The 22,509-nt window shown below is 52.0% G+C and carries 18 protein-coding genes; 8 read left to right on the top strand and 10 right to left on the bottom strand.

Translation table 11 applies throughout. The annotated features are described in order from the left end of the window. Positions 1–1,803: an aspartate--tRNA ligase gene (gene aspS / locus FHT67_RS15920; RefSeq protein ID WP_167199830.1), complete on the top strand. Its 1,803-nt coding sequence runs from the start codon at positions 1–3 to the stop codon at positions 1,801–1,803. Positions 1,804–1,887: 84 nt separating this feature from the next. Beyond that, positions 1,888–2,643 (top strand): tRNA threonylcarbamoyladenosine dehydratase, encoded by a 756-nt coding sequence (locus FHT67_RS15915; protein WP_127494508.1) that lies wholly within the window; start codon positions 1,888–1,890, stop codon positions 2,641–2,643. 222 nt (positions 2,644–2,865) lie between these two features. Here the strand turns inward: FHT67_RS15915 and FHT67_RS15910 are convergent, their stop codons facing one another. The 3 genes from FHT67_RS15910 to FHT67_RS15900 all read right to left on the bottom strand — a co-directional run bounded on the left by FHT67_RS15910 (position 2,866) and on the right by FHT67_RS15900 (position 8,398). Then, positions 2,866–6,150 carry a PAS domain S-box protein gene (locus FHT67_RS15910; RefSeq protein ID WP_167199827.1) on the bottom strand — a complete coding sequence of 1,095 codons (3,285 nt, stop codon included), beginning with the start codon at positions 6,148–6,150 and terminating at the stop codon, positions 2,866–2,868. A 152-nt stretch (positions 6,151–6,302) separates the two neighbouring features. Continuing rightward, positions 6,303–7,883: a methyl-accepting chemotaxis protein gene (locus FHT67_RS15905; RefSeq protein ID WP_243867255.1), complete on the bottom strand. Its 1,581-nt coding sequence runs from the start codon at positions 7,881–7,883 to the stop codon at positions 6,303–6,305. Beyond that, the gene (locus FHT67_RS15900) at positions 7,829–8,398 is read right to left on the bottom strand and encodes a GNAT family N-acetyltransferase (protein ID WP_167199824.1); all 570 of its coding nucleotides are present in this window, start codon (positions 8,396–8,398) and stop codon (positions 7,829–7,831) included. Before FHT67_RS15900 ends, FHT67_RS15905 begins: the two co-directional genes overlap by 55 nt. Positions 8,399–8,680: 282 nt before the next feature. Between FHT67_RS15900 and FHT67_RS15895 the strand changes: the two genes are divergently transcribed. Continuing rightward, the gene (locus tag FHT67_RS15895; protein WP_132307220.1) at positions 8,681–9,991 is read left to right on the top strand and encodes a replication-associated recombination protein A; all 1,311 of its coding nucleotides are present in this window, start codon (positions 8,681–8,683) and stop codon (positions 9,989–9,991) included. A gap of 39 nt (positions 9,992–10,030) precedes the next feature. Here FHT67_RS15895 and FHT67_RS15890 read toward each other — a convergent pair whose 3' ends face one another. From FHT67_RS15890 to FHT67_RS15875, 4 genes are all read right to left on the bottom strand, one after another. Next, the gene (locus FHT67_RS15890) at positions 10,031–11,269 is read right to left on the bottom strand and encodes a GHKL domain-containing protein (protein ID WP_243867253.1); all 1,239 of its coding nucleotides are present in this window, start codon (positions 11,267–11,269) and stop codon (positions 10,031–10,033) included. Between the two features lie 264 nt (positions 11,270–11,533). Then, positions 11,534–12,325: an ABC transporter ATP-binding protein gene (locus FHT67_RS15885; protein WP_132307218.1), complete on the bottom strand. Its 792-nt coding sequence runs from the start codon at positions 12,323–12,325 to the stop codon at positions 11,534–11,536. A 21-nt stretch (positions 12,326–12,346) separates the two neighbouring features. Further along, positions 12,347–13,390, bottom strand: a complete 1,044-nt coding sequence (locus FHT67_RS15880; protein ID WP_167199818.1) for a FecCD family ABC transporter permease — start codon at positions 13,388–13,390, stop codon at positions 12,347–12,349. Then, positions 13,387–14,373, bottom strand: coding sequence for a FecCD family ABC transporter permease (locus FHT67_RS15875; RefSeq protein ID WP_167199815.1), 987 nt, complete (start codon positions 14,371–14,373; stop codon positions 13,387–13,389). The genes FHT67_RS15880 and FHT67_RS15875 overlap by 4 nt, the downstream gene beginning before the upstream one ends. Positions 14,374–14,566: 193 nt before the next feature. Here FHT67_RS15875 and FHT67_RS15870 point away from each other — a divergent pair, with 193 nt between their 5' ends. Continuing rightward, positions 14,567–15,583 (top strand): ABC transporter substrate-binding protein, encoded by a 1,017-nt coding sequence (locus tag FHT67_RS15870; protein WP_167199812.1) that lies wholly within the window; start codon positions 14,567–14,569, stop codon positions 15,581–15,583. Positions 15,584–15,633: 50 nt separating this feature from the next. On the opposite strand, the gene FHT67_RS15865 is transcribed toward FHT67_RS15870, so the two are convergent. Together FHT67_RS15865 and FHT67_RS15860 are read right to left on the bottom strand one after the other, a co-directional pair. Further along, positions 15,634–16,719: a copper resistance D family protein gene (locus FHT67_RS15865; RefSeq protein ID WP_167199809.1), complete on the bottom strand. Its 1,086-nt coding sequence runs from the start codon at positions 16,717–16,719 to the stop codon at positions 15,634–15,636. Further along, positions 16,716–17,330, bottom strand: a complete 615-nt coding sequence (locus FHT67_RS15860; protein ID WP_132307213.1) for a copper resistance CopC family protein — start codon at positions 17,328–17,330, stop codon at positions 16,716–16,718. Before FHT67_RS15860 ends, FHT67_RS15865 begins: the two co-directional genes overlap by 4 nt. A gap of 243 nt (positions 17,331–17,573) precedes the next feature. Here FHT67_RS15860 and FHT67_RS15855 point away from each other — a divergent pair, with 243 nt between their 5' ends. Next, entirely contained in the window at positions 17,574–18,926 is a 1,353-nt protein-coding gene (locus FHT67_RS15855; RefSeq protein WP_167200700.1) for a hemolysin family protein, read from the top strand. Positions 18,927–18,974: 48 nt separating this feature from the next. Here the strand turns inward: FHT67_RS15855 and mnmA are convergent, their stop codons facing one another. Beyond that, a complete protein-coding gene (gene mnmA, locus FHT67_RS15850) occupies positions 18,975–20,108 on the bottom strand; it encodes a tRNA 2-thiouridine(34) synthase MnmA (RefSeq protein ID WP_167199806.1) in 1,134 nt (377 codons plus the stop codon). 248 nt (positions 20,109–20,356) lie between these two features. Between mnmA and cymR the strand changes: the two genes are divergently transcribed. The 3 genes from cymR to FHT67_RS15835 are packed head-to-tail and all read left to right on the top strand — an operon-like array spanning position 20,357 to position 22,509. Beyond that, the gene (gene cymR, locus FHT67_RS15845) at positions 20,357–20,776 is read left to right on the top strand and encodes a cysteine metabolism transcriptional regulator CymR (protein ID WP_132307212.1); all 420 of its coding nucleotides are present in this window, start codon (positions 20,357–20,359) and stop codon (positions 20,774–20,776) included. 12 nt (positions 20,777–20,788) lie between these two features. Beyond that, positions 20,789–21,946, top strand: a complete 1,158-nt coding sequence (locus FHT67_RS15840; protein WP_167199804.1) for a cysteine desulfurase family protein — start codon at positions 20,789–20,791, stop codon at positions 21,944–21,946. Positions 21,947–21,963: 17 nt separating this feature from the next. Next, on the top strand, positions 21,964–22,509 hold the full coding sequence (locus FHT67_RS15835) for a PRC-barrel domain-containing protein (RefSeq protein WP_132307210.1): 546 nt from the start codon (positions 21,964–21,966) through the stop codon (positions 22,507–22,509).

The raw sequence follows: 22,509 nt of genomic DNA, 5'->3' as shown, positions 1-22,509 counted from the left end.
ATGATGCTGAAAACTCATCAGTGCGGCACCTTAACGAAAGCCAACATTGGCGAAGAAGTAACACTGAACGGCTGGGTACAACGCCGCCGTGACCTTGGCGGGGTATTATTCATTGACCTGCGCGACCGCACGGGTATCGTGCAAACCGTATTTAACCCTGATTTCTCCGGCGAAGCTTTGGCAATCGCTGACCGCGCCCGCAACGAATACGTACTGGCTGTTAAAGGTACGGTTGTAGAACGCGACGCCGAGACGGTTAACAAAAACCTGGCAACGGGCGAAATCGAGATCCGCGTGACGGAGATTGAAGTCATCAACGCTGCGAAGACGCCTCCATTCCCAATCGAAGACGGCGTCGAAGTAGACGAATCGCTTCGCCTGAAATACCGTTACCTCGACCTGCGCCGTCCGGAAATGCACAAGACGCTCTTGCTTCGTTCGAAAGCGGCAAAAGTATTCCGCGACTTCCTTGACGGTGAAGGCTTTATCGACGTTGAAACGCCAATTCTGACGAAAAGCACGCCGGAAGGCGCTCGTGATTACCTGGTGCCAAGCCGCGTTCACGAAGGCGAATTCTTCGCATTGCCGCAATCGCCGCAAATCTTCAAGCAATTGCTGATGGTCGGCGGTATTGAGCGTTACTACCAAATCGCTCGCTGCTTCCGCGACGAAGACCTTCGCGCAGACCGTCAACCGGAATTCACGCAAGTCGACATCGAGACTTCCTTCCTTACGCAAGATCAATTGCTCGGCATGATGGAGCAGCTGATTGCACGACTGTTCCGCGAAACGGTTGGCGTGGAGGTTGAGCTTCCGATCCAACGCATCACTTATGCGGATGCCATGAACAAATACGGCTCCGACAAGCCGGACCTTCGTTTCGGCATGGAAATCGAAGACATTACCGATATCGTTGCGACAAGCGACGTTAAGGTATTCGCAAGCGTAGCGGCAAGCGGCGGCGTCGTGAAGGCGTTCAACGCAAAAGGCTGCGGTCATTGGAGCCGCAAAGAGCTTGACGATCTGCAGCCGTTCGCTGCCCGTTACGGCGGTAAAGGCCTGGCATGGATCACGATTAAAGACGGCGAGTGGAAAGGTCCAATCGTTAAATTCCTGAAGCCGGAAGAAATCGCGGCATTGACTGAACGTCTGAACGTTGAAGAGGGTGACCTCCTGACATTCTCCGCCGACAAAGCAAAAGTGGTTGCCGACGTTCTTGGCAACCTGCGTCTGAAAGTCGGCCGCGAGCTGGGTCTGATCGACGACTCCAAGTTCAAGTTCGTATGGGTGGTTGACTTCCCTATGCTGGAATGGGACGAAGAAGCAAAACGTTACGTGGCGGTTCACCATCCGTTCACGCGTCCGAAAGACGAAGACCTTCACCTGTTCGAGACGGATCCGGGACAAATCCGCGCGCAAGCGTACGATATCGTTCTGAACGGCTACGAAGTGGGCGGCGGTTCGATGCGTATCTACAAACGCGATATTCAGGAGAAAATGTTCCGCGCGCTTGGTTTCAACATGGAAGAAGCGCATGAGAAGTTTGGCTTCCTGCTTGACGCATTCGACTACGGTACGCCTCCGCACGGCGGTATCGCATTTGGCTTCGACCGTCTCGTTATGCTGCTGGCAGGCCGCACGAACCTGCGCGAGACCATCGCATTCCCGAAAACGGCAAGCGCAACCGACCTCCTGTGCGATGCACCGTCTCCGGTCGAGCTGTCGCAGCTTGAGCAGCTTCATATCCGTACGGTTCTGAAGCCTAAGCCGGAAGCGGCTGCTGCGGGCAACAAGCAAGCTTAAGCTTATGCTTTCGATGTAAGAATCATCACGAACAGCCATAAGGCTGTTTAGGTGACAATTCTTTTTAGGAGGCGGCAACGAATTATGCTGCATCAATTTTCTCGTACCGAGCTTGCGATTGGCCCGGAAGGCCTCGACGTGATGAGAGGGAGTACCGTCGCCGTGCTTGGCATCGGCGGCGTAGGCTCCATCGCGGCCGAGGCTCTCGCCCGGACCGGCGTGGGCCGGATCATCCTGATCGATAAGGATGTTGTTGATATTACAAACGTGAACCGCCAGATTCATGCGCTAACAACAACGGTAGGACAGCCGAAGGCAGATTTGATGCGCGACCGGATTAAGCTGATTAATCCGGAATGCGACGTCATCTCGCTGCGGATGTTCTATACGGAAGAGACGTATGAGCAGCTGTTTGCTTACGAGCTTGATTATGTCGTGGATGCTTCGGATACCATCTCGTATAAAGTCCATCTGATCAAGGAATGCCTGGAGCGGAAAATTCCGATCATCTCCAGCATGGGTGCCGCCAACAAGATGGATCCGACGAGATTCACTGTTGCGGATATCTCGAAGACGCATACGGATCCTATCGCGCGCGTCGTACGCACGAAGCTGCGCAAGGACGGCATTAAGAAAGGCGTGAAGGTGGTCTTCTCGGACGAGTTGCCCAAGAAGCCTCGCGAGGACGTGACGCAGCGCATTGTGCCGGAGAACGCTCCGGAGATCCGCAAAGCGAAGCAGCCGCCCGCGAGCAACGCCTTTGTGCCTCCGGTTGCCGGTCTTATCATGGTAAGCGTAGTGGTGCAGGATCTTTTGGCGAAGCATGGCATAGAAGTATAGAGGAAGGCTGTCCTTTTGGGCAGCCTTTCTTTTTTGTTGATGCTGGGGTGGGATTTACAGAAAAGTATCCTCTTCCGGTTGCTGTTGCTGTTGCTGTTGCTTGTGCTTTGCATGAACAATATTCAGAGGTGGCAAAGCACAAGCAAAGGCCGCCAAAAGATCCTGCGGGGGAGGGGACAGAAAGCACCGCAAGCGGAATTCGCTTGCGGTGCTTTTTTAGGCTTAGAGGGAGCGATGGTCGATGAAGGCTCGCAAATATTGAACGCCGTCCTCTTTTATGAATCTGCAGCCGGGAACAATCGGGTTCTTTAGGAGCTGCATGGATAACGTATGGAGAACGCGGGTTAACGGCGTTCGATCGTTGTCGCCGATCTGGAATTCAAGGCCGTAGCGATAAATGCCGGATTCCAGCTCCTTCAACCAGACAACCTTGCCGTATAGCTTAAAGATTTTGTTGAGAAGATGGGCTTCAATCTCCAACAGAATTCCCGGATGGACGGCAAGCTGGATGGAAGACAAGAATCGCAATCCTCCGGCCCCTATATTTTCGATGACGATTTCCGTTTTGCCAAGCTCAATGCTCCTTCCGTTGATCTCGATGACGGTCATTAAAGCACTGATTGGGTGAGGAAGATGAACCCGGAAATATGCCCTTCTGTTTTCAATTGGAGCATCGGCCCCTTTGATAAGGGGAGTCAGGAATCCCCGCTTTAGCAATTCGGCAAACGCTTCTGCTTGCACGGGTCTGCTGAACAAATAGCCTTGAACGAGGTCGCAGTTCAGAAGCTTGAGAATATGAAGCTGCTCTTCGGTCTCAACGCCTTCAGCGACAACCGACATGTTCATATGCTGTGCCAGTTGAATAATCGTGCTGATAATGGCGTTGTCGTCGCTGCCTTGATGCAGGTCATGAATAAACGAGCGGTCAATTTTCAGGATGTCGATTGCATGCTTGAACCGTTTGAGATAAGACAGGGAGGAATAACCCGTTCCAAAGTCGTCAAGCGAGATGGTAACCCCAAGCTTGTTCAGCCCGTCAAGGGTATCCATAACCGTTTCCGCATTCTCTAGCAAGGAGGTTTCCGTAATCTCAATCTCGAGGTACCGGGGTTCCAGCCCGGTCTCGGCTAAAATTTGCCCAATGGTATCCATGATATCTTTGGACAAAAACCGTTTTGCCGTTACATTGACCGAGATCGGAATAGGCTTCAGACCGTCTAGCTGCCACTCCTTGTTCTGCCGGCATACCGTCCTCTTCACCCAGTTGCCAAGCGACAGGATTAACCCGGTTTCTTCCGATATCGGGATAAATTCATTTGGCGATACAAGCCCCCATTCGGGGTGGTTCCACCGGATTAACGCTTCGGCGCCAACAATTTCGCCCGTATGGATATTCACCTTGGGCTGATAATACATTTCCAGCTCGTTACGCGAAATGGCCTTCCGAAGATCCTTTTCGAGCGTAAAAATTTTATAGGTCTGCACGTTCATCGAGGAGGTGAAAATCTGATAGCCGTTTTTCCCAAGGCCTTTAGCCCGATAAAGGGCGGAGTCGGCGTTTTTCATCAGGGTTGAAGAATCGTCCCCGTCGTTAGGATAGATGCTGATTCCAACGCTTGTTGTAATGAACAGCTCGTAATCCTCGATATAAAAAGGCTCCCGAATTCCCTCGATAATCCGCTTGGCGACCTCGATTGCGCTATTATTGTCCTTGATTTGCGGGAGAATGACGGTGAATTCATCCCCGCCCATTCGTGCTGCAAAGTCGTTTTCCCTGATCTGCTCCCGCAACCTTTTGGCGAAGGCGATGAGCAGCTGGTCCCCAACGGCATGTCCTAATGAATCGTTAATGGATTTGAACCGGTCCATGTCGAGATACATGACCGCGAATTGGCGGCGGGCAGTTTTGGCGGTCTCCAAGGTTTTCTCCAGCATTTCTTCAAACTTTCTCCGGTTAGGCAGCTCGGTCAAGGAATCGTGATAGGCGAGAAAAGCATTCAATTCCTCGGCTCTTTTCCGCTCCGTTACGTCAAGGACCGTACCAATGACGGCGGGGGCGCCTTGATACGTGATCCGGTTGGAATACATCTCGACATCAAGCAATTTCCCTTCCGCTGTTAATACGCGGAGAGGATGACGGATCGCATCCGATTCGTTATACAGGAATTGAATGTTTTGTTTTACAACCGGGTGGTCATCCGGATAAACGATGTCCCAAATGCTCATTCCGATAATCGCTTCTTGATAACCAAGCATGTCTATCAGATGAGGATTGGCGTACAGAATCATATTTTTTTGAATGATATAGACGCCAACAATCGATTTTTCCACCAGGCTGCGGTATTTGGACTCAGCTTCGATAAGCGCGTTTTCGGCTTGTTTTTTCGTCGTGACATCTTTGGCGATGGAATAAATTCCGACAATCCGATTGTCTACCGTGATGGGGAGCTTCGTCATTTTCATGTAGACCGGATGACCTTGCTTATGCAGACAGACTAGTTCATAGCTCTGAACAGTGCCCTGCAGAGCCTGATTGAAATAATGTCTGGCTTTATCCCGTTCATGTTCGGCAATCAAGCGACTATAGTTGGAATATAATAATTCTTCTCTGGAATAGCCTAATATTTGTTCCAAGGAAGAGTTGCAATCCATAAAGTTTCCGTTCAAATCAAAATAGGAGATCGCGTCGGGGTTCTGTTCAAACAGGGATTCGTAGCGTTGCTTGTTGATTTGGAATAATTGCTTGTTTCTTGTTTCATCCGAGATATCGTTGCTTATTCCGATAATGCCCGTAATTTGCTCGTGCATAAATATCGGGGAGAGGGTCGTGATGACATCAACGCTATGCCCGTTTTTATGAAGAATGGATATTTGAAAAGACAGAGTCTCGCCCTCAAGTGCCCTCTGATTATAAGCCATCGCTTGCTCAAGGTATTCAGGCTTAACGAATTGACTAAAGTGGACATGCTCCTGTTTGTCGTAGCCCGTTAATTTAACGGCCGCATCATTCACGTCAAGGATGTTGCCCTGCAAATCGATGATAAAGGCAGCGCTGAGCATATTTTTTAGCAAGGATATGTATCGCTGCTCCATTAATTTGATGTCCGACAGGTCCTTCGCAATGGCGTAGAAGCCATCGACGGCATCCTTCCTCTTTCTAGGGAAAGCGGTAACGGTTAAGTCGATGAATTGGCCGGTTTTATGTAGAACGCGGATTTCAAAGATTTGAATTTCGCCATGCAGCAGCTTTTGAAAGTGCTCCTTTGCCCGTTGCCGCTGAGTGTCCGGTAAAAGCGAGCCGTAGGTCAGCTGCTTGAACTCCTCCAAAGAGTAACCTAATGTATTCGTAAAGGCCTGGTTTGCTTCCATCAGCCGTCCGTTACGGTCAAACAGCAGGAAAATGTCCGACCGAAAATCAAACAAGGACATATTAAACAAATCGGAAAGAACCGGGATATCCTCTTGTCTCTTCTTTCTCTTCAAGAAATCCAGCTTAAATAAACTCATATCAATATTCCGCCCACCCGCAGCTATGTTGTTGAATCATTATATCAAGCTTTGTATTTTTTTGTCGATTTACTATGGGAAGTAATGAATGGACGGAGCTGCTAAAATGAAAAACCCGCAAGCGCTAGTCCGCTCGCGGGTTGCCATCAACGTTATTTGGTTGTCGGCTCAACCAATTGCTTAAGTTCGGAGATCAAGACATCCAGCTGCGCGTAACCTTCCACGAGATGGCCGATCTTCACATCCTGGGTTTCCATGCTTGCGCAAACCTCTTCAACGGATGCCATGTTCTGCTCGGTTATGGCGGCCATACCCGTCATCTCGCCCGAGATAGAGGAGTACCGGTCATACAGCTGCTTGGAGGATTCGCCAACGGTATCGGATTGCCGCTTAACCTGCTCGGTATTGCTGTTAATCCGCTTGATAATGGTTTCCACCTGCTGCGAAGCTTCGTAGCTGGTATCCACAGCCTGTTGTCCGAGATGCACCTGTTCGCTGACGGCTGTGACCGACGTATGGATCGTGCTCAGAATGCTCGAAATTTCTCCCGCTGCAATATTCGCGTTATCAGCAAGCTTGCGAACCTCGCCGGCAACAACGGCGAAACCTCGGCCATGCTCGCCGGCACGGGCAGCTTCAATCGCTGCGTTCAGGGAAAGAAGATTCGTCTGCTCCGAAATTTCCCGGATCGAGCCAACGATCGAGCTGACCTGCTCGTTCTGCTCAATTAACTGCTCCATCAAGGATACGGTCTGGGCGATAATCGCCTTGACGCTGTTCACGTCCGTTGTTAAGGTCTGGATCAGCTCATTGCCTTCCACGGTCAGCAAGGCCGTATCCGAGGAGTACTGCTGCAGCTGCGAGGAGCCTTCGCGAAGCTGGGAGACGGCCGATTCAATCGCGTGGGCGGAATCGCTTACGTTAAGCACCATGCTGGTCTGCTTCTCGATGGAAGCGGACATTTCCGCAAAGGTAGTGGTGACCTCTCGCGAGATCTGGCCGGTCGATTCGACCGTGTCTTTCTGAACGCTGCTGAATTCGCCAAGAATGAGAATCATGGATTTGAGCTTCTCGACGACCTTTTCGGTAAGCTCCTTCGCTTCGAGCGCCTCGCGCCGCTCGTTTGTGACATCGGACTGCAGCCGTTGACTGAATTTCGCGGAGAAGGAGAGCGCGACGGTCGCAAAGATCAGATATAAGAACAGGTAGAGCAAGGAATCACTCGGGAACAACTGCTGCTGCAAATCGGGATCCAGGAAGATGTACGTGCTGACGCCCATGCCGAGAACGCCGGTGAAGATGATAGGCTTGTAATCCGCGTAAAGCGTCATGACGGCAATATTGACGTAAACGAGGAAGTAGGTGCTTATAATCGGATGCGGATCGGATACGATCAGCAGCACCGTCAAGGCGGTTAGAATGACCGGGACGACATACATAATGTATTGGATCATAATCCGCTTGTAAGTCATGAAGGTTGCGAGGCCGCAGCTGATAAGCCCTACGACAGCCAGCAAAACGATCATTTCCGTCCCGAGGCCCGCGCCTAGATCGGCGAGAAGGCCTAGAGCAAGCAGTCCCCATAAAATTTTTACAAACAAACGGTTCCGTTTGTCGAGTATAAGCTGATCTTTGGTCATAGTCGTGATCTCTACCTTTACACAGTGGTTTATAATGCTTACATGGCTCTGCTGGCGGATCGGGCAGGCGGGGCGGCCGGGTAGACCAGCCATTCGTAGGCCTCTTTGTTGCGGTAAATGGACTCCATGTCGAAAATAACGGGAATGACGTCATCCCCCTTGTAGTACGTTTTGCCGCCAACCTTTTCGATTGGAACACGGAAGGTAATTCGTAGAGCGCGGTAGAATACGGGCTCCAGCAGCGATATAAAGTAGCGGAAATTATACTTCTCCGCGCAATATACGGCGGAAGATAATAAATCCGAGATCGGCTGTTGTCCTCTATAATGTTGCAAGACTGCGATTTTATCGATTTCCGCTACGCGGGTGGGATCCTCGGTGATTTTGAAATGCTGTTGGAAAGGAGCGACCGTATCGATCTCGTTAAGGCCGGGCAGGTAAGGCTTGATTTCGGACGTTCCTACGCATTGTCCGTCCTCGGCCACGGCCAGGTACCGTTCGACGACTTGAGCGGCGTGCTCGAGCTCATAGCCTTTTTCCTCCCACACAGAGACCCAAATACTGTTGAACACCGCTAATTCCCATTCGCTCTTCACAGATTTGAACAAAACACAACTCTCCTTATCCTCTCTCTCTGTCTAATGTTTTTTATCTCTTTAAGTTCCCTCTCATGCTTGCCATTCGCCTTGCGCGTATGACAAAGGAAATATATTCCTGTAACTGATATCGGAAATTTAGTAGTAAAACATTATAGTAATACCTACAAATTAACTAGGTTTTAACAAAAAAATATGGCAACAGTCCCATTTCCGGAAGGTAGCGAACGTATGTGCGAGTATGCTATCATCATAGTATCGTATTTAAGCAGGTACAAAGGTTGTGACTTCATAATGGACTTATTCTCCTATCAGGAGGCGGAGACGCCGCGGGCAAGACTGCTTGCCGACCGGATGCGGCCGGAGACGCTGGATGACTATATCGGGCAAGAGCATATCATTGGAGCTGGCAAGCTGCTGCGCAGGGCGATTGAGGGCGACCAGGTATCGTCGATTCTGCTGTACGGCCCTCCGGGCTGCGGCAAAACCACGCTCGCGAATATTATCTCGAAACGTACGGCAGGGGAGTTCGTCAAGCTGAACGCGGTAGACGCGTCGGTGAAGGACGTCAGGGAAGTCATTGACACGGCGAAGACAAACAAGCTGATGTACGGAAAGAAAACGATTCTGTTCCTCGACGAGGTTCACCGGTTTAACACGTCAAGGCAGGACGCGCTGCTGCCGGCCGTTGAGCAGGGGATCATTATATTTATCGGGGCAACGACGGAGAATCCGTTTCATCATGTAAACGGGGCTCTCCTGTCCCGCTCAACGCTATTCCAGCTGGAGCCGCTTAATGAGAAGCACGCGCTGGAGGCCATGAAGCGGGCTTTGACGGACAAGGACCGCGGGCTTGGCTTTATGACGCTGCATGCCGAGGAAGAAGCGCTGAGGCATATCGCGGCTATGGCGGGCGGCGATATCCGTCGCGCGCTGAATGCGCTGGAGCTTGCAGCGGTCACAACGCCTTCGGAGCCGGACGGCTCGGTCCGGATCACGATGGACGTGGCGCAGGAATCGATCCGGAAGCCAACCGTCCGGGCGGATACGTCTACGCAATACGATGTGCTCTCGGCGTTCCATAAGAGTATCCGGGGCTCGAGCGATGCGGCCTTGTTCTGGTTTCTGTACGCGGTCGAGAAGCTTGGCATGGATCCGATGACCTTTCTTCGCCGGCTTATCGTGGCCTGCAGCGAGGATATCGGTCTTGCCAATCCGCAGGCGATGGTGCAGGCGGTAACCGCGATGGATGCGTACCATAAGATCGGCTGGCCGGAGGCGAAGTACAATATAGCGCAAGCCATCCTGTTTGCCGTCGAGAGTCCGAAGTCGAACGCGGCAGCGGTTGCTATCGGCAAAGCGATGTCCGTAATCGAGGGAGCGGGACAAGCCGAGGTGCCGCTTCATCTGCGGGATACCCATTACAAGGGTGCCCAGCAGCTTGGCCACGAGGGCTACAAGTATCCGCATGATTACCCCGGCCATTACGTAAATCAGCAATATTTGCCGGATAACTTAAAAGGCGTAACGATCTACAAAGCGACCGAGCAGGGAATGGAAGGGAAAATCCGCCAGAACCAGGAGCTTCGTCAGCGGAAAAAATAAGAGCAAAGAGGACCTTCGACGGAAGGTCCTCTTCTTTGCTTATAGCGTAATTTGAATTTTTACCGTTTCGTTCTCGTAACGGAAGCGGATATCGCCGTTGTATTTATGAACCGTCTTCGTAATAATCGACAGCCCGTTGCCCCGCATCGCGTTTGGATTGGTCTTGGTTGTGTATCCGTCGGTGTGGAACAAGTGCTTCTGATCCTTGGCCGTCAATATCGCCGGATTTTCTACCGTATAGACCGTTTTGGCGCTTTTGGAGCGGGAGGTAACGAGTATTCGCCGCGGCAGCTTGCCTTCGTAAACCTCGGCAGCTTCAATGGCATTGTCTAGCAGGTTCGAAAATATTTTAACCAGATCCATCGATTCGATTTTGCTGAATTCATCGGTATCGGTTTCGAACTGCATCTCAATGCCTTTGGATTGCGCCAGCTCCCATTTGCTCTGGAACAAGATCAAAATAACGGGGTTATTGATTTTCATCGAGAGATCAAGGGCTTTGGAGTCGGCTGCCAGCTCCTTCAAATATTCCGTTGCCCTGTCGTACTTCTTCAGGGTCAGCAAGCCGTGAAGCACCTGCAGATGGTTCATCCGGTCATGACGGCTGGATTTGATGGAGTTGATGACTTTTCCCATTTCGGAAATATATATTTGCTCGGATTCGTAAAGATCCTGCTTGAGCCGCGTCTTATGCCATTTTCTCAGAACAAAGAAGGCGAGCAGCAGAATTACGGCAAAAAGAATGTCAATGGTGAAGACAACCTTGTTGCTGTTAATGACCTCTTGGCTGATGGATTCCAGCTGGCTGGCATCAATATCGATGGCCATCACGCCCAGCAGCTTGCCGGACTCGCTGACAATAGGCACGCCAATGGACAGATAGACGCCATGCGTCTCATCCTTAATGATGCCGGTATAGTATTCCAATCCGTCTTTCGCCTGATTGACCTGTTTGGGCGGCACGGTGCAAGGAGAGCCGATCGGCAGCAGCGCAGACTCGGTTGGAACCGCCGACAACATCACCTTGGCCACATCCGTATCGTCCAACAGCAGGGTATAAACGTACAAAGCATGGATCCGCGAACGGTATTCTTCAAGATATTGAATAATTGCGGAATCGGGCTGCTTGGTTTGAAGAAAACGTTCATACGCGGATTTATCCAGTCCGTCCGCCATATCCTGCGCAATGGTCATATACTGCTTCGCTAGGGTCGTTTGCGTTGCGTTCCCCGTGGAGTAGTAAGTCAGAACGAGTTTGGAGCAAGTTAAAAGGCTCAATATAGTAAAGGAGGTAACTAAAAAAAGGAGTTGCCTTCGAGAATTCATTGGTAATAATCCTTTTCAGAATAGATTGTATGCATAAATATACATATTTTGTATTTGTAAAAATCGTCTAATCTTCATTATTAATCAAATTCATACCTACATCAACCCTTATTTTTTTGAAAGCAAAAAAGACCCCCCAGAGGTCCTTTTCTTCTCTCTATAGTTTTAAAAATGAATGGCGCCGGTGTAAAGGTCGGAACCATTCACTTCCCGGTTTTACTTCGCTTTCTTCCGCCCGTGGGGCACAATCATCGGCGTATCATACAGCGGATCGGAAATGACATCGCATTTCAGATGGAACACGTCCTCGATCATCGAAGCGTCAACGATTTCGGAAGGTGATCCTTGCGCGTAGATGGCACCGTTCTTCACGGCCGCGATATGATCGGCATACCGGCAGGCCAAGTTAATGTCATGCAGAACCATCACGATGGTCCGGCCATCCCGCTCGTTCATTTCCTGGAGCAGGTCAAGCACCTCAATCTGATGCGTCAGGTCCAGGTAGGTGGTCGGCTCATCCAGAAGGATAATCCCCGTCTGCTGCGCCAATGTCATGGCGATCCAAGCCCGCTGCCGCTGCCCACCCGAGAGGGAGGAGACGGAACGCTCTGCAAGCTCTTCGATACCGGTAGCGCGCATGGCGGATTGAACGGCTTCCTCATCCTGCTTCGACCATTGCTGCAGCCAGGTCTGGTAAGGATAACGCCCCTGCTTCACCAGCTGCAGCACGGTTAATCCTTCGGGAGCGACGGGCCCTTGCGGAAGCAGGGAAAGCTGCTTCGCGGCAGTCTTGGCCGGCATGGACGACAGATCCTTGCCGTTAAGCATCACCTCGCCCTTCGTTGGCTTAAGCAGCTTGGACAAAGCCCGCAGAAGCGTTGATTTGCCGCAGCCGTTACTTCCGATTAGAACGGTTATTTTACCGTCGGGGATGGATAGATTTAATTGTTCGAAGATCGATGCTCCGCCGTAAGAAAGGGAGATTCCTTTCGCTTCAAGCATGCTCATGGTTGACTTCCTCCAGCTCAGTTATTGGTTGCGGTGGCGATACAGCATAAATAAGAAGAACGGTGCGCCGATAGCTGCGGTGAAGACGCCGGCCGGTATATCAAGCGGAGCGAATACGGTCCGGGCCGCCAAATCGGATACAAGCAATAGCAAGGCGCCAATCAATGCGCTGACCGGCAGCAAGCCGCCAAAGGACGAGCCAACAAGCCTCCGCGCCATATGCGGGGCTATCAAACCAATAAAGGCAATTGCGCCGCCAATCGCAACCGCGGCACCGGCCAGCGATACGCTTAGGAGCAGCAGGATGAACCGGTGCTTCTGCACGTGAGCGCCGGCACTGCCGGCAACCTCGTCGCCAAGCGCCTGAACATTCATATGGCGGGCCATCAGCCACGTCGCGGGGAGCAGGACAATGAGCCAAGGAAGCAGCGTATAAACATCCTTCACCCAGGACGAGCCGTAGATGCTGCCTGTCATAAAGGTCATTGCGCGGTTCGCCAGGAAATAGGGACTCGAAATGATAAACATGTAAGAGACGGACTTGAACGCAGCCGATAACCCGGTTCCGATGAGAACCATCCGGAGCGGCGAAGCGCCGTTTTTCCAGGACAGGATATACAGAATAAACGTAACCGCGTAAGCGCCGAGTATTGCGGCTATAGGCATCCAATGGACGGAGACACGGCCGCCAAGGAAAAAGAGAAACAGAACCGTGCCGAGCGATGCGCCTTCCGTAATTCCGGTGACATCGGGCGAGGCCAGAGGATTGCGGATCAGTCCCTGCAGCACGGCGCCTGCAGAAGCCAATGCGGCTCCAACCAGCATCGCGATTACGATGCGCGGCAGCCGGAGCTTTAATACGATAACATCATGCATGGCGCTGCCTTTGCCGATGATCGATTTCACCACGTCAAGCGGCGAGATGAACTGGCTGCCGATTCCGGTACTGACAATAGCGCCGGCAGCGCATAGCAGGAACAGAATAAGCGTCGTCCATAAGGCTCTGCGTTCGAGAAGATAGGATAGCTTGGGGCTGCTCAGCCGGACCGTCTTGTATTTGCTCATGATGTCTGTCTTCCTTTCCTGGCGATATAGACAAAGAAAGGCACTCCGATTACGGCGGTCATAACGCCAACCGGCACCTCTCGGGGCATGGCGATGTAGCGGGAGCCGATGTCGGCTGCCACCAGCAATACGCCGCCAAGAACGGCGCAATAAGGGATAACCCAGCGATAATCCGCGCCAACGAAGTACCGGACGATATGCGGAATGATGATGCCCACAAAGGCGATCGGGCCGGCAACGGCAACAGACGCGCCGGCCAGCAGAACAACCGCAGCGGAAGCCAGCCATTTGACAACCGCCGTTCGTTGGCCCAATGTCTGGGCAATGTCGTCGCCCATCCCGAGGACGTTTAAGTGACGCGAAAGCGCCATGCCAATGACAAGGCCGACCGCCATGTAAGGAAGCACGCTGAGGAGCATGTGCATGTCGCGGCCGGCAACCGAGCCGACGAGCCAGACAAGCACCTGGTCGAACATTTTTCCGCTGGAGAGCATAAAGCCTTGGGTGAGCGACGCGAAGAAAGCGGCGATCGAAGCGCCGGCTAGCGTGATTTTGACAGGTGTCATACCGTCCCGTCCGATGCTGCCAAGCACAAACACGATAGCGCCGCTGATTGCCGCGCCGAGCAGGGCAAGGAGAGTAAGGGGCTGCATGCCGTTAACGCCCAGCCAGCCGGATGCTACAACCACCATAAAGGAAGCGCCGGAATTGACGCCAAATACGCTTGGGGAAGCGATCGGGTTGCGGGTAATGACCTGCATCAAGGCGCCTGCAACAGCCAGGCTGGCACCGGCAGCGGCTGCGACTAGAGCCCGCGGAACTCTTGCCGTCTGAATGATCAGATGCTCTTGATTGGAAGGCTGATAATGAAAAACGGCATCAAAGACAGTCGCAAGCGGGATATCCGTTACGCCGAATGCAATGCTGCCTATAATCGCTGCTCCAAGGAGCAGAAGGGATATAATGAATCCTGTTAGTCTCATAGCTGTGCGCGGACTCCTTTTTCTCGGATGACAACTTATTATAAATATGAATATGTACCTAGTGAATTTTAATGGACGAGTTATAGCCTGTCAATGAATATGAGAATCGTTATCAAAATTATATTGACTATGAGGTCGTTTTCTTTTATATTGTCCAAGTGAGAAATATTATCATCGGGAGGCACTTATTCGCATGAAGAACCGTTTCAACGGAAAGAAAATAATTTGGCTGACGCTTTGCACAATGATTATCGCTGTTCTGGCAGCAGGCTGCGGATCGAATTCGAATAATAATGCAGGAACAGAAACAACCAATAATCAAGCAGGGAATTCGGAGCAGGCAGCTTCGAACGAGACCCGCATCGTGAAGCACGCCATGGGAGAAACCGAGATTAAAGGCACGCCGAAGCGGGTTGTTGTTCTGACGAATGAAGGTACGGAAGCCGTATTGGCGCTTGGCGTGAAGCCGGTTGGCGCTGTCAAATCCTTCACGGGCAACCCGTGGTACGACCATATCGCGGCGGACATGGAAGGCGTGGAGGTAGTAGGCGAAGAAGGCCAGCCGAATCTGGAGCTTATCGCCGGACTTCAGCCGGATCTCATTATTGCGAACAAAATGAGACATGAGGAAATCTACGAACAGCTGAAAGCTATCGCGCCAACGGTGGAGGCCGAAACGCTTCGCGGCGCCTGGAAGGATAACTTCAAGCTGTATGCGGAAGCGCTTGGCAAAACCGAAGAGGGCAACAAGCTGCTTGCAGACTTTGACGCCCGCATTGAGGATTTCAAAGCGCAAGCCGGAGACAAATTGAAGGAAACCGTATCGTTTGTCCGCTTTATGGGCGGAAAAACGCGTGTCTATCACACTGACACCTTCTCCGGTGTCATCGCGGCGCAGATTGGTCTGGCACGCAACGAGATGACGCTGAATTCGAAGGAAACGTTTGCCGACGAAATCACGAAGGAACGTTTGCCGGAAACGGATGCGGACCGAATCTTCTACTTCACTTACGATACGGGTGACGGCAAGGGCTCCGCTCAAGAGCAGGAGTGGACGAACGATCCGATCTGGAAAGGTCTCAGCGCGGTGAAAGCAGGCCATGCCTACCGGGTAGACGACGCGATCTGGAATACGGCCGGCGGCATCAAAGCAGCTAACCTGATGCTGGATCAGCTGGCTGAAATTTATGGCATCAAGCTTGTAAAATAATAGATCAAAAAAGCGCCGCTTCCATGACGAAGCGGCGCTTTTTTTGAACATTATCCAATACCGAACATCAAAGCAAAGTATCCAAATGCCGTAGTGAGCAGTCCCATAATAAAGGCCGGCAAAATTTTGTTTTCTTTGTACATCTGAATAAGTCCGTAGATCATGACGAGAGCCGCGGCAAGCATGAGAATGCTGTCCAGCCCGATCGAAAGCTTCAAAGACAAATCCGGACTGAAATGCCCGTTGTAGACCGCCCTGAACAGCTTGGAAGGCGATACCGATTGCAGCGTTTCCTTCACGTTGTGGGGAGGCGTCTGCTGTCCCAGCACGCCGGTGACGATAAAGAGCAGCAAGGCGATGACGCTCTCCGCTTTGAGCCACGGAAGTGGATTAAAGCCGCTGTTCTCCTTAAGCTTGTTCCGGTAGCCAAAGCCGTTCGTGTAGGCAAATAAAAGCAGCGGCGCAAGAAGCAAATGCTTCAGCAGAAGCATCTGACCGTAAGGCAGCATCCACGAATTGACATACTGCGGCGTCGTAAAAGTCATGAGCGTAATGCCGGCGATAAAGGTGATCAGCATGCAGCCGATCGCAAGCGGCGAGAACCAGGCCAGGAAAGCCTCCCAGTTGCGGCTGCTCGCGGAGAACCAGCTGGCAATCAACAGGACGCCGATCCACACGGTTACGGCAAGGAAATGGGCGGAGTGAACCAGCCAGCCCTTGGTGCCGTAAAGCGAAGTCGCATGGCTGGCATAACCAAGCCAGAGAATGAGCAGGAACATAATGAACAAGCCGACCTTCGGCATATGCTTATCGTTCCGGAAGGAAGGGAGTCCAAGCAGGAAAGCAAGGCCCACGGAAGCAACAGCCGACCAGATCCAGGCTTTGCCGTTGTTCAGCTCCAAGAGGATGCTCTTCACCATTTCACCGTAGGTCACGTCCGTATCCTTGGCAAACAGCACCGCAGAATCGTGAATAGGCACGTATTCGAGTACCGGAATCGCAAGCGTGCAAACGAGGAGAAGCCAGTTCGGCGTATGTATGTCCGGACGTCTATGCTCCGGGACAACCCGCAGTATAAACGTTCCGGTCAGAACGGCGAAGCAGACATAGAGAAGAGCCTCGCTGACATAACTCATTTGCGGTTCCTCCGGATCACGATAACGACGGCGGCAGCCACAATAACGCCGGCAATAACCCAGATCACGGTGTTAACGCCATTGTCATTCCCGGATTCAGCCTTTGTGTCCTCTGCCGGAGCTGCGGGAGCGGGTTCCTCGGAGACGTTGCCGTCCGCGGATGCGCTTGCATCGGGTGCCTCGGTAACTTCGGCGCTTGGAGAAGAAGACGTCTCTGCCGGGGTTGCCGTGGCTTCCGGCGATGGAGAAGGCGTAGCTTCCGGAGCATTAACCGTAAAGGCGTATTCACCGTCAACCGCATGACCGTCAGCGCCGATAATCGTCCATTTTACCGTGTAGGCGCCATTCTTCAGAGGCTCGGTCACCGAACCGCTCATTGTCGCTTTATGTACCGCAATATCCCCGGTCGGAACCTGCTTGCCGGATTCATCGAGCAGCTTGAATTGGCTCAGCTTCTCGATATCGGTGTTAAAGGTCATTGAAATCTCGGCAGGGGAAACGGTAACGGTCTCCTCCTTGGCAGGGGTGGATACGGTGATTTTGGAATGGGCCATCGCGATGCCCGGCAGCAGGAACAAGGCGGCCAAGCAGATAAAAAGGATACGTTTCATTAGGACATTCCCCTTTGTGTATTGGATTAATTGATGTCATTATAACAGATCGGACATTCGTTTCGGCTTCGCCTTTTTGAACAATATTCGAAGGCAATAAATCGTCATAATGCAAGGTTTGCGCGGAATAAACTTGAATTACCGTATCTTTACAGAATCGCAAATTCCCTTCTCGAAGGAGGTGCACCTGCTGCTGTGCAGGTCGCGCGGCTGCAGGGGACTGTATTGAGTGATCCGCTTCCGATGGTTATGCAGCTGGTTCTTATCGTTTTTCTGGTGTTTATGAACGGTCTGTTTGTTGCCGCGGAATTCGCCATGGTCAAGGTTCGGGGTACCCGGATTGAAACGCTGGCGGCCGAGGGACATATGCGGGCGAAGCTTGCCTCGCAGTTGACGAGCAATCTCGATGCTTATTTGTCTGCGTGCCAGCTTGGGATTACGCTGGCTTCGCTTGGCCTTGGCTGGATAGGGGAACCGGCGATCAAGGATTTGATCGAGCCGTGGTTTCTCGCGCTTGGCTGGGGCAATCCGGTTTGGATTCATTCGATTTCCTTCATTATCGCCTTTATGTTTATTACCATTCTCCATATTGTCCTCGGTGAACTCGCCCCCAAAACATTGGCCATTCGCAAAGCGGAAAGCGTTACCCTGCTTACCGCAACGCCTCTTGTCCTGTTCCACAAGATGATGTATCCGTTTATCTGGGTATTAAACGGTCTTGCGAACCAGCTCCTGAAGCGGTTCGGCATCGAACCGGCATCCGAGCAGCATTCCGCCCATACGGAGGAAGAGATCCGCATTCTCATGCAAGAGAGCCATAAGAGCGGATTGATCAACAATACGGAACTGACGCTGGTGGATAATATATTCGAATTTGCCGAGACCAATGCCCGCGAGATTATGATTCCGCGCACGGAGATGGTCTGCCTGTACGTCCATCTGTCATTGGAGGACAACAAGGCTATCGCGTTAAACGAGATGCATACGAGATATCCCGTCTGCGACCATGACAAGGATAATATTATCGGATTCGTTCATATAAAAGATTTGCTGAAGGACACGACGCATAGCCTGACCGATATTCGTCAGATTACGCGGGCGATGACTACGGTTCCCGATTCGATGCAAATCAGCAATCTGCTTATTCTGATGCAGAAGAGGAAAGCGCAAATCGCCATTCTCATCGATGAATACGGGGGGACATCCGGTCTTGTTACGCTGGAAGACATCATGGAAGAGATCGTGGGAGAGATTCAGGATGAATTCGACGAAGAACGGGCGGAGATCGAGAAGCGGGACGATTCCGTCTACTCGATCAGCGGAATGATGCTGATCGAGGAAGTGAACAGTTATTTCGGCATGGATATCGAAAGCGACAATTACGATACGATCGGCGGCTGGATGTACTCCCAGATCGAGATTCCGCCTACAAGCGGTCAGCGGATAGATAATGGCGGCGAATATGCGTTTATTATCGAGGAAACGGATCATTTGCGGATTTCCCGCGTTCTGGTGCTGAAATTGACCACCGGAGCAAAGCAGGGCAATTGGAAAGGGAAACCGGGGCAGGAAGATATGGCGGAGGGACACTCATGAGGAAAAAATAAATCCCCCTTGTCCAAGCGGCAAGGGGGATTTCGTGATTTATTTGGCCAACGCTTCAAACGCCGCTTCATCAATCTTGTGAACGGCATCGATCGTTCCGCCGCCCAGGCAGACGTCGCCATCGTACAAGACAACGGCTTGACCCGGCGTGATCGCCTTTTGCGGATTGTCGAATACAACCTCAGCGGTGCCGTCGGCTTGCAGCGTTACGCTCACGCCTTGATCCGGCTGGCGGTAACGGAATTTCGCCGTGCAGCGGAAGGTGCCTTCCGGTCTATGAGGCGCGATCCAGTTCATGCCGCTTGCCGTAAGACCCGTGGAATACAGGCTTGGATGGGATTCGCCCTGCACAACGTAAAGAATGTTGCGCTCCAGATCCTTGTCGGCCACGAACCAAGGCTCGCCGTTGCCGGATCCGCCGATGCCAAGACCCTGGCGTTGTCCCAGCGTATAATACATGAGACCGTCATGGCGTCCTTTTACCTCCCCGGAACGGATATCGACCATATCGCCGGGACGGGCAGGCAAATAACCGCTCAGGAATTCCTTGAAGTTTCGCTCGCCGATAAAGCAAACGCCGGTGCTGTCTTTTTTCTTCGCGGTATAAAGACCCGCTTCTTCGGCAATCCGGCGCACTTCCGGCTTAGGGAGATGCCCGATCGGGAACATGGCCTTCTCGAGCTGCTTCTGATTCAGCGCGCTTAGGAAATAGGTTTGATCCTTATTGCCGTCAACGCCGCGGAGCAGTCTGGTCTCGCCGTCTTCGGTCCGTTCAACCCGGGCATAATGGCCGGTTGCCAGATAATCGGCGCCAAGCTCGTTCGCTTTTTTGAGGAAATCGCCGAATTTGATCTCCCTGTTGCACATCACATCCGGATTAGGCGTCCGGCCCCGCTTGTATTCATCGAGGAAATAAGTAAATACTTTATCGAAATACTGCTTCTCAAAGTTTACCGTATAATAAGGGATGCCGATCTGATCGCAAACCCGGCGTACATCCTCAGCGTCCTCTTCCGCTGTGCAATGACCGAATTCATCGGTGTCATCCCAGTTTTTCATAAATATGCCAACCACGTCATAGCCTTGCTGCTTGAGCAGCAGAGCCGTTACGGAGGAGTCAACTCCGCCGGACATCCCGACAACGACGCGTGTTTCTTGCTTCGATTTCACCATCACGCACACCACCTTGTTCGTCACACTTCTAAGACCGTTACGCAAGACTTACTCTCCGCGAACGGACTTCGTACTATTGTAACATAGTCGAGAAACTTTTTCATGAAAAGTCAATCCTTTTCTCGCATGTCGCAAAAGGTTGTGTTAACATAGATATGATATGGGAATACCCGTAATTATAAACAAACAACACGCTAACATACGCGCTATCGAATGGAACAACTACTACTTAAGAGAGGTGCCCGAATATGAAAATATCGACGAAAGGCCGTTACGGCCTCACCATTATGATGGAGCTTGCGGGAAAATTCGGCGAAGGTCCGATTTCACTTAAAAGCATTGCCGAGCGCAATCAGCTTTCCGAGCACTACCTGGAGCAATTGGTTGCACCGCTTCGCAATGCCGGACTTGTAAAAAGTATTCGCGGCGCTTACGGCGGTTATATCTTGTCCAAGGAGCCGGAGACGATTACGGCCGGCGACGTGATTCGTATATTGGAAGGCCCGATTTCCCCGGTAGATTTCACGGAAGAGGATGATCCGGCCAAGCGCGATTTGTGGCTGCGCATCCGCGACAGCATCGCCAGCGTGCTTGATTCGACAACCCTGGCCGATCTGGTGAACTACCAGGATGCGGGCGTTGCAGACAGTTATATGTTCTATATTTAATGAGGGATTCGTATGCAAAAGTATTATTTTGACCACGCGGCAACAACGCCGATGCATCCGGAAGTAGCGGCAGCGATGCTGGAAGTGATGACGGGAGCCGGCGGCAATCCGTCCAGCATGCATGCCTTCGGGCGCGCGGCGAAGCAGAGGGTGAACCGGTCGCGCGATTTGATCGCGGCCGCGCTTGGATGCAAGCCGTCCGAGCTGATCTTCACCTCCGGCGGAACGGAAAGCGACAATGCGGCTATTATCGGCGCCGCAGCGGCGATGAGAACGAGGGGCAAAACCCATATCATTACATCAAGCGCGGAGCATCATGCCGTTCTGCATACCTGCGAAGCCTTGGCCGAGGCAGGTTACGAAGTGACTTTCGTTCCGGTGGATCAGACGGGACGCGTCTCCGTAGAAGATATTGCCGCAGCGATTCAGCCCGCAACGGGGCTTATCAGCATTATGCACGGCAACAATGAAGTCGGCACCTTGCAGCCAATCGAAGAGATTGGCGAACTGGCACATGCTCACGGCATATTGTTCCATGTGGATGCTGTCCAAGCCTTTGGCACGGCTGCCTACCGGCTGTCCGAGCTGCCGGTTGATTTGATGAGCTTTTCCGCGCATAAAATAAACGGCCCGCAGGGCGTAGGCGCTTTATACTTGGCAAACGGCACGCCGTTTGAGCCGATCGCGCACGGTGGATCGCAGGAGCGAAAGCGGAGACCGGGGACGGAGAATGTCGCCGGCATTGCCGGTTTCGCTAAAGCTGTTGAAATTTGTGTGAACAATCTCGGCGGCAAGAAACTTTTCCTGGACAAGCTTCGTACAGAATGGGTAGACAAGCTGAAGGCTGCGCTATCCGGAAAAGCGGAGATCGTTATTAACGGGAATGCGGAGCATCATCTTCCGAACATCGTAAATATAAGCTTTATCGGAATTGATACGGAAACGATGCTGATGAACCTGGACATGGAAGGCATTGCCGCGGCAAGCGGTTCTGCCTGCACGTCGGGTTCGCTTGAAAGATCGCATGTGCTGAAGGCAATGAACCTTTCGGAGGAACGTTTGAATTCAGCTGTACGATTCAGCTTTGGTTTGGGGAATACTGTGGAGGAACTGGAAGACGCTGCACGCAAAATCGCGACAATCGTGGAGCGGATCCGTACCAATCAGTAGGAGGCATGAGGCACGCCATGATCAAACTCCAGCAATTAATCGGGCTGCCGGTGCTTGTCATTCATTCCGGGAAGCATGTCGGCAATGTACGAGACGCTTGGTTCGATGAACATTGGCGGTTAATCGGTCTTGTAGTAGAAGGCGCAAAATGGTTTGCGACATCGGTTAAAGCCGTCGAATGGGCGGAAGTGTTAACCTGCGGCGAAGACGCCGTACTCATATCAAGAGAATCCGCCGTAAAACCGGTTAAAGCCGCCGAGATCGGACGTTCTTTTGAGACCGGCGTCGTGAAGCTGAAGGACTTGCCTATGATAACGGTGCAAGGAATACAGCTCGGACGAGTGTCCGATGTTTATTTTTACCCGTTTCAGGGTACACAAATAGTAGGCTATGAGCTTACGGATGGCTTTATATCTGATCTGATGGAAGGGCGCAAATGGCTGAAGGCCCCGGAGGATCCGGATGCCGTGCTGCTCGGGGAAGACGCGATTATCGTTCCTGCTGTCAGTGAAGCGGAATTGGAGCCTGTCGCAGCTTCCAATTCGATAAATAGGGAGAAATGA

It is taken from the genome of Paenibacillus sp. BK720 (assembly GCF_011761545.1).
GTDB lineage: Bacteria > Bacillota > Bacilli > Paenibacillales > Paenibacillaceae > Pristimantibacillus.
The sequence above is the reverse complement of the archived record's forward strand: the minus strand, read 5'-3'. Positions and strand labels throughout refer to the sequence as shown.

Excerpts from the sequence above, each read along its gene's own strand:
- aspS (WP_167199830.1), top strand. The coding sequence starts at position 1 with ATGATGCTGAAAACTCATCAGTGCGGCACCTTAACGAAAGCCAACATT.
- FHT67_RS15915 (WP_127494508.1), top strand. The coding sequence starts at position 1,888 with ATGCTGCATCAATTTTCTCGTACCGAGCTTGCGATTGGCCCGGAAGGC.
- FHT67_RS15910 (WP_167199827.1), bottom strand. The coding sequence starts at position 6,150 with ATGAGTTTATTTAAGCTGGATTTCTTGAAGAGAAAGAAGAGACAAGAG.
- FHT67_RS15905 (WP_243867255.1), bottom strand. The coding sequence starts at position 7,883 with ATGGCTGGTCTACCCGGCCGCCCCGCCTGCCCGATCCGCCAGCAGAGC.
- FHT67_RS15895 (WP_132307220.1), top strand. The coding sequence starts at position 8,681 with ATGGACTTATTCTCCTATCAGGAGGCGGAGACGCCGCGGGCAAGACTG.
- FHT67_RS15885 (WP_132307218.1), bottom strand. The coding sequence starts at position 12,325 with ATGAGCATGCTTGAAGCGAAAGGAATCTCCCTTTCTTACGGCGGAGCA.
- FHT67_RS15880 (WP_167199818.1), bottom strand. The coding sequence starts at position 13,390 with ATGAGCAAATACAAGACGGTCCGGCTGAGCAGCCCCAAGCTATCCTAT.
- FHT67_RS15875 (WP_167199815.1), bottom strand. The coding sequence starts at position 14,373 with ATGAGACTAACAGGATTCATTATATCCCTTCTGCTCCTTGGAGCAGCG.
- FHT67_RS15870 (WP_167199812.1), top strand. The coding sequence starts at position 14,567 with ATGAAGAACCGTTTCAACGGAAAGAAAATAATTTGGCTGACGCTTTGC.
- FHT67_RS15865 (WP_167199809.1), bottom strand. The coding sequence starts at position 16,719 with ATGAGTTATGTCAGCGAGGCTCTTCTCTATGTCTGCTTCGCCGTTCTG.
- FHT67_RS15860 (WP_132307213.1), bottom strand. The coding sequence starts at position 17,330 with ATGAAACGTATCCTTTTTATCTGCTTGGCCGCCTTGTTCCTGCTGCCG.
- FHT67_RS15855 (WP_167200700.1), top strand. The coding sequence starts at position 17,574 with ATGGTTATGCAGCTGGTTCTTATCGTTTTTCTGGTGTTTATGAACGGT.
- mnmA (WP_167199806.1), bottom strand. The coding sequence starts at position 20,108 with ATGGTGAAATCGAAGCAAGAAACACGCGTCGTTGTCGGGATGTCCGGC.
- cymR (WP_132307212.1), top strand. The coding sequence starts at position 20,357 with ATGAAAATATCGACGAAAGGCCGTTACGGCCTCACCATTATGATGGAG.
- FHT67_RS15840 (WP_167199804.1), top strand. The coding sequence starts at position 20,789 with ATGCAAAAGTATTATTTTGACCACGCGGCAACAACGCCGATGCATCCG.
- FHT67_RS15835 (WP_132307210.1), top strand. The coding sequence starts at position 21,964 with ATGATCAAACTCCAGCAATTAATCGGGCTGCCGGTGCTTGTCATTCAT.